This window comes from Actinomadura sp. SCN-SB (assembly GCF_043906805.1).
Lineage (GTDB): Bacteria > Actinomycetota > Actinomycetes > Streptosporangiales > Streptosporangiaceae > Spirillospora.
The window spans coordinates 20,465-28,559 of sequence record NZ_JBIMPP010000090.1; the positions used below are offsets into that span (position 1 = coordinate 20,465).

Genomic DNA, 8,095 nt, shown 5'->3' on the forward strand with positions numbered 1-8,095 from the left:
ACGGGTGGCAAAGTGGCGGTATGCGCGTTGGCATCCTCGGCCCTCTCCAGGTGGAGGTCGATGGTGCCACCGTGCGCATCGGCGGCCTGCGCCTGCGCGCACTACTGGCCCGCCTCGCCTTGGACGCGGGACGGCCGGTCCCGGGGGAGTCCTTGTGCGAGGCGATCTGGCCCGAGGAGGCTCCAGAGAACCCGTCCCACGCGCTGCACTCGCTTGTCACACGCCTGCGCCGCGCCCTGCCCGAGGGCTCGCTGGTGCTGCGCTCAGAGGGGTACTGCCTGGACGTGCCGCCTGCCGCCGTGGACGCGGCGCGCTTCGAGCAGCTCGCAGTGCAAGGCCGCCAGGCGTTCCGTGACGGCCGCCTGCGCGAGGCGTCCGTCCACTTGCGTGAAGCCCTGGGACTGTGGCGAGGCCCGGCCCTGGCTGATCTGTCCCCCCGTTTCCCGTACGCCGCCAACACCGCCGTACGGCTTGAAGAGCTGCGCCTGAACGTCCTGGAAGACCGCATCGACGCAGACCTCAAGGTTGGGGCCGATCCCGCCTCCCTGGCGGTCGAACTCGACGAGCTGACGGCCGCGCACCCCTTCCGTGAGCGGCTGCGCGGCCTGCTCATCAACGCCCTGCACCTGGACGGCAGGCAGCCCGAAGCCCTCGCCGCCTATGAGCGCTACAGGCGCTTCCTGGCCGACGAGCTGGGCACCGACCCGGGTCCCGAACTCCAAGACCTCCATTTGGCCGTCCTGCGAGGAACGAGAGCGCCGCGAGGCAACCTGCGCGCGCCCTTGACCAGCTTCATCGGCCGCGAGCGCGAGCAGGCGCGGCTACGCGGGCTCCTGGCCGAGAACCGCCTGGTCACCCTCGTCGGCCCCGGCGGCGTGGGCAAGACCCGCCTCGCCACCTCGACGGTCACCGAAGGCTGGTTCGTCGACCTCGCCCCCGTGAGCGACCCCGAGGAGGTTCCCCGGGCGGTGGCCGCGACCCTGGATCTGCACGAATCACACCGTCCCGGCACCCTCGTCGACCGCCTGACCGAAGCGCTCGGCTCCTCCCGCACCCTGATCATCCTGGACAACTGCGAGCACGTGATCGGAGCCGCCGCGCGGCTGGCCGATGACCTGCTGGGCCGCTGCCCGTCCCTGACGATCCTCGCGACCAGCCGCGAACCCCTGGCCATCACGGGTGAGGCCCTGCTTCCCGTACCGCCCCTGGCCGAGGACTCGGCCATCCGCCTCTTCCTGGACAGGGCACGCGCGGCCCAGCCCGGCTTCGGCCCGGACCCACGGGTGGCCGCCATCTGCAGCCGCCTGGACGGCCTGCCCCTGGCCATCGAACTGGCCGCCGCGCGCCTCCGCTCCATGCCCCTGGACCACCTGGCCGCCCGCCTGGACGACCGCTTCCGCGTCCTGACGAACGGGAGCCGCACGGCCCTGCCCCGCCACCAGACCCTTCGCGGAGTGGTCGCCTGGAGCTGGGACCTCCTCGACGACACCGAACGCGACGCGGCCGAACGCCTGGCCGTCTTCCCCGCCACCTTCACGGCCGAACACGCCGGGACACCGCTGGAGATCCTGGACGCCTTGGTCGAGAAGTCCCTGCTCCAGTTGGACGGCACCCGCTACCGGATGCTCGACACCATCCGCGAGTACGGCCTGGAACGCCTGACCGAGACCGGCCGCCTGGAACCGGCCCGCCGCGCTTTCCTCGCCCGCTTCCTGGACCTGGCCGAGCAGGCCGAACCCCACCTCCACGGCCCCGGCCAACTGCGCTGGCTCTCCCGCCTGAACGCCGAACGCGACAACCTCCTGGCGGCCCTGCGTCACGCCAGCGACTCGGGCGACACCGGCTCCGCCGTCCGCCTCGCCGCCGCGCTCAGCCCGTACTGGACGATCCAGGGCGACCACACGGAGGCGACGCACCGCCTGCGTACCGTCCTGGCCATGCCCGGCGAGGCCCCGGCCCGCCCGAAGGCCCTCTTCGGCCTCCTCCTCAACGCCACCTTCGCGGGAGGGCTCTCCGAGATCCCCGCCGACGAGCCTCCCGCCGAAGGCCCCCTCGCCGCGCACGTCCGGGCGCTGAGCCGCCTCGGGACCGATGACATCCCCGCGGGCCTGCGAGCCCTGGAACCGTACCTCGCGCACCCCGACGCCTGGACCCGCGCGATGACCTGGCTCATCCGCTCGTTCCTGCACGGCGCGGCGAACGGCTCCTCCGGCGGCTCCTCCGTTCAGGCCCGCCGCGACCTGGCCGAGGCCGTCACCGCCTTCCGCCGCTCGGGCGACCGCTGGGGCCTGTCGGTCTCCCTGGCCTCGGCGGCCTTCGCCGCGTCGGCGACCGGCGACTTCGACGCCGCCGCGACCGCCCTGGAGGAGTCCACCCGGGCCGCCGCCGAGCTGGGCCCCGACAACCAGCAACGCGTCTGGCTGGCCATGATCCGCGTCCACACGGGCGATCTGGAGAAGGCCGAGAGCGAGCTGCGCGCCGTGATGGCCGACGCGACCTCGGCCGACCACACGACCCTCGCCCGCCTCGTCCTGGCCGACCTGGCTCGCCACAGGGGCGAACTGGACGAAGCAGCCCACCACCTGAGCCTGGCAGACCCGAGTGACGTCCCGTCCCAGGTCCTCTTCCTCTCGTCCCAAGGCCACCTGGACGTCGCCAGGGGAGACCTGGACGCAGCCAGAGACCACCTGACCCAAGCGCTCTCCCTGGCCGCCACCATGCCCGACATGCCCATGGTCGCCGTACTGGCGGTCGGCCTGGCCCAACTGCTCCACCGCCAAGGCGCCGCGACCCGCGCCGCCGAACTCCTCGGCGCCGCCCACGCCCTCCGAGGCGGCCCCGACGCCCGCCACCCGGACGTCCGAAGCCTCACGGACGCCCTGCGCGGCGCCTTGGGACCGGGTTTCGAGACCGCCTACGACAAGGGCCGTTCCCACCCGGCCCCGCTCGACCTGGTCACCGGCCTGCGGCTCTCGCCGGAGCCGGAGCCGGAGCCGACCGCCCGATCAGGCCGGTCGTAGGAGTTCGGTGACGCGGATGAAGCCGTCCGTGCCGTGGCCCATCCCGATGACGCGGCGGGCCAGGCCCTCGGCGGCTCGCATGACGCTCGCGTCGATCCCGTGGCGCTCGGACGCCTGGATGACGTGGGCCATGGACGACGCCGCCGAGGTGATCGGGTTGCTCCCGTCGGAGTAGTTCCCGCCGTCCACGCCTTCCGCCAGCTCCTCGAAGATCGGCGGCAGGATGGCGCCGATGCCCTTGGCGAACGGGGCCAGCTCGCGTGCGGTGATCCCCTCCGCCTTCGCCAGCGCGAGGGCGTGCGCGTAGCCCGCCATCGCCGTCCAGAAGACGTCCAGCGGCGCGAGGTCGTAGGCGGCGGCCCGGCCGATGTCCTCGCCCAGATGGGTGTGGGTGCCGCCCAGCGCCTCCAGCACCGGCAGGTGCCTCTGGTAGAGCCCCTTCGGGCCGCTGTGGATGAACACCGCGTCGGGCGTCCCGATGGTGACGACCGGCGTCATGATCGCGCCGTCCAGGTAACGGACGCCGTGGTCGGACGCCCAGGCGGCGGTGTCGCGGGCCCGTCCGGGCGTGTCGGCCGTCAGATTCACCAGCGTGCGCCCCTTGAGCGCCCCGGCGACCGCGTCCCGTCGCAGTATCGCGTCCGACGCGTCGTAGTTCACCACGCACACCACGGTCAGGTCGCTCGCCGCGACCGCCTCCTCGGCCGAACCGGCGCGGATCGCACCGCGCTCCACCAGCTCCCCGTCCCGGCCCGGAGTCCGGTTCCATACGGTGGTCCGCAGGCCCGCGTCCACGAACGCGCGCGCCAGCGCGCGTCCCATGGGTCCAAGGCCGATGACGGTGACGGCAGACTGTTCAGACATGGCTTGACCCGCCCAACGTGATCGATGAACTCGGGGACGGTGATGACGCGCAAACTCGCTCAGAACACCGACGTCTGCGGGGTGACCGCCGCGATCGCCGTGATCGACGGCAAGTGGAAGACCACCCTGCTCTGGCTCCTGGAAGACCGTGCGTACCGCCCCGGCGAGCTGCGCCGGCGGATCCCGGGCATCAGCGAGAAGGTGCTGACCCAGGCGCTCCGCGAAATGGAGGACGACGGCCTGGTACACCGCGAGGTACACGAGGGGCTACCGCTCAAGACGGTGTACTCCCTCACCGATTTCGGCCGCGACCTCGCCGAGGCGCTGACGCCCCTTTCCGACTGGGGTCACCGCCGCCTGGAGAAACTGGCCGAGCCGGTTTCCTGAACGCGCGCCACCTCCGTTCCGGCGGTCCCCCTGACCGCCACCACCAGCCTCGCCCCATGACCGCGCCCAGCCAAGTACCCACAAGAAAGTGGGTATCGCGGGACACGGATTCACCACGTCATTCGAGGACGGATCGGTGGAAGCGCTCTTGTAGGAGGCAGCGGCCGCGGTCTTCCAGTTCCTGGAGCAGGATCGGAACGGTGTGCGGGGCCGTGAGGGCGGCTTCGAGGACCTCCTCCAGGTCGCGGGCGAGTGCCGGGAGGTCGAGGAGTTCGGCTGCTCTCAGGCTGGCGATGGTGCCGCGGCGGAGGCTCTGCGGGCTCGGGGGTGTGACGACCTGCCAGAGGTAGGCGGCCTGGAGGCGATTGAGAGGGTGGCCCGGGTACGCGATCGATTGGGTCCAGGTCGCCAGGACGTCGGACAGGACGAAGGTGATGTCGAACGTTCGCCGGCTCGGATCCCCTTCGCCGTTGGCCAGGCGTTCCCAGGCGCCCAGGTGGTGCCGGGTGGGCAGGCCGTGACGGAAGGCGTCGGCGGGGTCGTGGCCCGTCCGTTCCAGGGCTTGCAGGGCGGGCGACGCGGCGTTGAGCTCCAGGGTGTGAGCGGCTTCGTGCACGAGGAAAAGGTCCCGGGCTTGGTGTTCCCGGTTGCCCGGAAGCTCTCGTAGGAGGGCGGCTGCGTAGCGTTGGCCCGGGGTCAGTCCTGGTGCGTTGTCGCCGTGTTCCGCCAGCCAGTCCCAGCCTGCGGCTACTACGGCGATGGAGGTCGGCTGGTAGTAGAAGCCCGGGTGGCCGGGGACGCTGAAGGCGTAGTAGCGCCTTGCGGACGCTGAGGCGGCCAGTTCATGGGCGGCTGTGAACGAGTGCCCGTGACGGTGCTCTCGGGCACCGGGGCGGAAGACGGCGAAGGAACGTTCATCGGCCCAGGCCACGAGGCCGGTTGCGGTGGGGAGGAGTGCGCGGGGATCGTGGGTGTGCAGTGGTTCGAGGTCGATGGCTCTCAGCCGTTCGAGGGTCCGCGCGAGAGCAGCCTCGCGTTCGGACGGGTGCGACAAATAGCTGCGGACGGCCTCCATGCCCTCGGTCCACGCCAGCTCGCGCAGGAGGATGTGGGACGGGTCGTCCAGCGGGTGTCCGGTCAGCAGGTCGCCGGCGGTGACCGACGACAGCGCGCGCAGGTGGTCCGCCCGGCCCAGGAGGGTCAGGACGTCCGCGCGCAGGGGTCGTTCGGGCATCGCGCGCATCCTTGATCGTTCGGCAACCGAAGCCTAGTTCCGCGACGTCCGTCCCTAGCGAGAAGGGAGGGTGATCGCGGTGGCCCGCCGTCCTGGGCTGTCACCGGGCGCGGATATCGTTCCTGCGTAAGCGGACGGTATTCAGCTGGGGACATTCATGGAACTGGTCCATTCGGGCAAGGTCAGGGACGTGTACGCGGACGGGGACGACCTGATCCTCGTCGCCTCGGACCGGGTGAGCGTGTACGACGTGGTGCTCCCCACGCTGATCCCCGACAAGGGGAAGATCCTCACCCGGCTGTCCCTGTGGTGGTTCGAGCGGCTGAAGGACGTGATCCCCAACCACGTCGTGTCCGCGACCGACGTGCCGGACGAGTGGGCCGGGCGGGCGATCAGATGCCGGCGGCTGTCGATGCTGCCGGTGGAGTGGATCGCCCGCGGCTACCTGACGGGCCTCGGGCTCAAGGAGTACCAGAAGAACGGGACCGTGTCCGGCGTCCCGCTCCCACCGGGACTGGTGGAGGCGGACCGGCTGCCCGAGCCGATCTTCACCCCCACCACCAAGGCGGCCGAGGGCCACGACGAGTTCATCACCTACGAGGACGTGGCGGCCGAGATCGGCGCCGACACCGCCGCGCACCTCAAGGACGTCACCCTGGAGATCTACCGGCGGGGCGCGGAGCTGGCCGCCGAACGCGGGATCATCATCGCCGACACCAAGCTGGAGTTCGGCCGCGCCGCCGACGGCACGCTCATGCTGGCGGACGAGGTCCTGACCCCCGACTCCTCGCGGTTCTGGCCCGCGGACGAGTGGCGGCCGGGACGTCCGCAGCACTCCCTCGACAAGCAGTACGTCCGCGACTGGAGCAGCACCCTCGACTGGGACCGCACCCCGCCGGGCCCCGCCATCCCCCAGGAGATCGTGGACGCCACCCGGGCCCGTTACGTCGAGGTGTACGAACGCCTCACCGGCACCCGCTGGGAATGACGGCCGTGTCCGGGAGGACGGCGGGAGCGTGAGGCGCGCGGCTGATGACAGGGCCGCGCGCCTCCACGACGCCCGTCAGCTGCTGGCGTAGACCGGGACGATGCTCGCCCGCGCCAAGGTGTGGGCGGTGATGTTGAAGCCGACCACGGCGGGGGACGCGTCCGAGCCGACGCCCAGGGACTCCACGTCCAGGGCGTGCACGGTGAAGACATAGCGGTGCGGCTCGCCGGGCGGCGGGGCCGCACCGCCGTACGCCTTGATGCCGTAGTCGTTGCGCGCATGCACACCGATCTTGCTGTCCTCGGTGCCGGCGCCGGTGGGCAGCTCGATGACGTCCGCGGGAATGTCGAACAGCGACCAGTGCCAGAACCCGCTTCCGGTGGGCGCGTCCGGGTCGTAGCAGGTCACCGCGAAGCTCTTGGTCTCCTCGGGGAAACCGGACCAGCTCAGATGCGGCGACAGGTTCTGGCCGCTGAACCCCCAGTCGTTGAAGACGTGCCTGCTGTCGAGCTGCTCGCCCTCCGTCACATCGGTGCTGGTGACGGTGAACGAGGGAACCTCGGGCAGGAACTCGTGCGGCAGCGGCGGCTTGCCGGGCATGGCGGCCTCCTCGATGTCGTTCGGATCGATGCCGTTGCGATCGGTTCCCCCATACCTACCAGCGCGGCGCTCAGGTCTTCACGGCTCCCATCGTGAAACCCGTGACAAAGCGATCCAGGAACAGGTTGAACAGCAGCGCGATCGGCACCGCCATGATCACCGTGGCGGCCTGGAGGGACTGCCAGAAGAACACGTCGCCCCGGATCAGCTGGGTCGGGACGCCCGTGCTCACCACCATCTTCGGGCTCGCGGACACGAACGCCAGCGCGTACACGAACTCGCTGGCCGTCAGCGTGAACGCGAACACCACCACCGCGACGATGCCGGGGAAGATCAGGGGCAGCACGGTGCGGGCGAACGCCCCCAGCCGGCTGTGGCCGTCCACCATCGCCTGCTCCTCCACGTCCTTCGGGACGGCCTTGAGGAACCCGATCAGCAGCCACACCGAGACCGGCACGGTGATGGTCGGGTAGACGACGACCATCGACCAGATCGAGTCCTCCAGCCCGAGCGCGACCACCACCCGGGTGAGGGACAGGAACAGCAGGGACGGCGGCACCAGGTACACCAGGAAGATCGCGATGCCCATCGGGGTGCCCCACGGCCGGTTCAGCCGGGCCAGGCTGTAGGCGGCGGGCAACGACAGCGCGAGCGTGAGCAGCACCACCGACAGCCCCACCACCAGCGTGTTCCACACGAACGTCGGGAACGGGGTGTCGAACAGCAGGTACCGCACGTGGTCGGGCGTCGCGGGCTCGTTGAACAGGAACGGGCTGCTGTTGGGGTTGTACAGGTCGCGGTTCTGCTTGAACGCGCTGACCAGGCTCCACAGGAACGGCAGCGCGCACACCAGGGCCGCCAGCACCGCCGCGCCGTACACGCCGACGCGCGAGGCGACGTGCCGCCGCGCGTACTTCCTCCGCAGCCGCGCCGCCTCGACCGAGGCCGCGTCCAGCGAATCAGTGACAGCAGTCATGACGCCCTACCTTTCTGGGGGGCGAC

General features: G+C 71.0%; 7 protein-coding genes. 3 read left to right on the plus strand and 4 right to left on the minus strand.

What is annotated here, in order from left to right:
- The first annotated feature begins 20 nt into the window (after nt 1-20).
- The gene (locus ACGWYJ_RS35260; protein WP_395110909.1) at nt 21-3,020 is read left to right on the plus strand and encodes a BTAD domain-containing putative transcriptional regulator; all 3,000 of its coding nucleotides are present in this window, start codon (nt 21-23) and stop codon (nt 3,018-3,020) included.
- Here ACGWYJ_RS35260 and ACGWYJ_RS35265 read toward each other — a convergent pair.
- Entirely contained in the window at nt 3,006-3,884 is an 879-nt protein-coding gene (locus tag ACGWYJ_RS35265) for an NAD(P)-dependent oxidoreductase (RefSeq protein ID WP_395110910.1), read from the minus strand. The genes ACGWYJ_RS35260 and ACGWYJ_RS35265 overlap by 15 nt on opposite strands.
- Before the next feature lie 24 nt (nt 3,885-3,908).
- Here ACGWYJ_RS35265 and ACGWYJ_RS35270 point away from each other — a divergent pair, with 24 nt between their 5' ends.
- The gene (locus ACGWYJ_RS35270) at nt 3,909-4,271 is read left to right on the plus strand and encodes a winged helix-turn-helix transcriptional regulator (protein ID WP_395110911.1); all 363 of its coding nucleotides are present in this window, start codon (nt 3,909-3,911) and stop codon (nt 4,269-4,271) included.
- 118 nt (nt 4,272-4,389) lie between these two features.
- Here the strand turns inward: ACGWYJ_RS35270 and ACGWYJ_RS35275 are convergent, their stop codons facing one another.
- Nucleotides 4,390-5,505, minus strand: coding sequence for a hypothetical protein (locus tag ACGWYJ_RS35275; RefSeq protein WP_395110912.1), 1,116 nt, complete (start codon nt 5,503-5,505; stop codon nt 4,390-4,392).
- A 157-nt stretch (nt 5,506-5,662) separates the two neighbouring features.
- Here ACGWYJ_RS35275 and ACGWYJ_RS35280 point away from each other — a divergent pair, with 157 nt between their 5' ends.
- Nucleotides 5,663-6,493 (plus strand): phosphoribosylaminoimidazolesuccinocarboxamide synthase, encoded by an 831-nt coding sequence (locus tag ACGWYJ_RS35280; RefSeq protein WP_395110913.1) that lies wholly within the window; start codon nt 5,663-5,665, stop codon nt 6,491-6,493.
- A 75-nt stretch (nt 6,494-6,568) separates the two neighbouring features.
- Here ACGWYJ_RS35280 and ACGWYJ_RS35285 read toward each other — a convergent pair whose 3' ends face one another.
- Together ACGWYJ_RS35285 and ACGWYJ_RS35290 are read right to left on the minus strand one after the other, a co-directional pair.
- Nucleotides 6,569-7,093, minus strand: coding sequence for a YbhB/YbcL family Raf kinase inhibitor-like protein (locus tag ACGWYJ_RS35285; protein ID WP_395110914.1), 525 nt, complete (start codon nt 7,091-7,093; stop codon nt 6,569-6,571).
- A 70-nt stretch (nt 7,094-7,163) separates the two neighbouring features.
- Nucleotides 7,164-8,069, minus strand: a complete 906-nt coding sequence (locus ACGWYJ_RS35290) for a carbohydrate ABC transporter permease (protein ID WP_395110915.1) — start codon at nt 8,067-8,069, stop codon at nt 7,164-7,166.
- Between the last annotated feature and the right edge of the window lie 26 nt (nt 8,070-8,095).

Bases quoted from the DNA above. Each gene is read 5' to 3' on its own strand.
- ACGWYJ_RS35260 (WP_395110909.1), top strand. From the start codon at position 21: ATGCGCGTTGGCATCCTCGGCCCTCTCCAGGTGGAGGTCGATGGTGCC.
- ACGWYJ_RS35265 (WP_395110910.1), bottom strand. From the start codon at position 3,884: ATGTCTGAACAGTCTGCCGTCACCGTCATCGGCCTTGGACCCATGGGA.
- ACGWYJ_RS35270 (WP_395110911.1), top strand. From the start codon at position 3,909: ATGAACTCGGGGACGGTGATGACGCGCAAACTCGCTCAGAACACCGAC.
- ACGWYJ_RS35275 (WP_395110912.1), bottom strand. From the start codon at position 5,505: ATGCCCGAACGACCCCTGCGCGCGGACGTCCTGACCCTCCTGGGCCGG.
- ACGWYJ_RS35280 (WP_395110913.1), top strand. From the start codon at position 5,663: ATGGAACTGGTCCATTCGGGCAAGGTCAGGGACGTGTACGCGGACGGG.
- ACGWYJ_RS35285 (WP_395110914.1), bottom strand. From the start codon at position 7,093: ATGCCCGGCAAGCCGCCGCTGCCGCACGAGTTCCTGCCCGAGGTTCCC.
- ACGWYJ_RS35290 (WP_395110915.1), bottom strand. From the start codon at position 8,069: ATGACTGCTGTCACTGATTCGCTGGACGCGGCCTCGGTCGAGGCGGCG.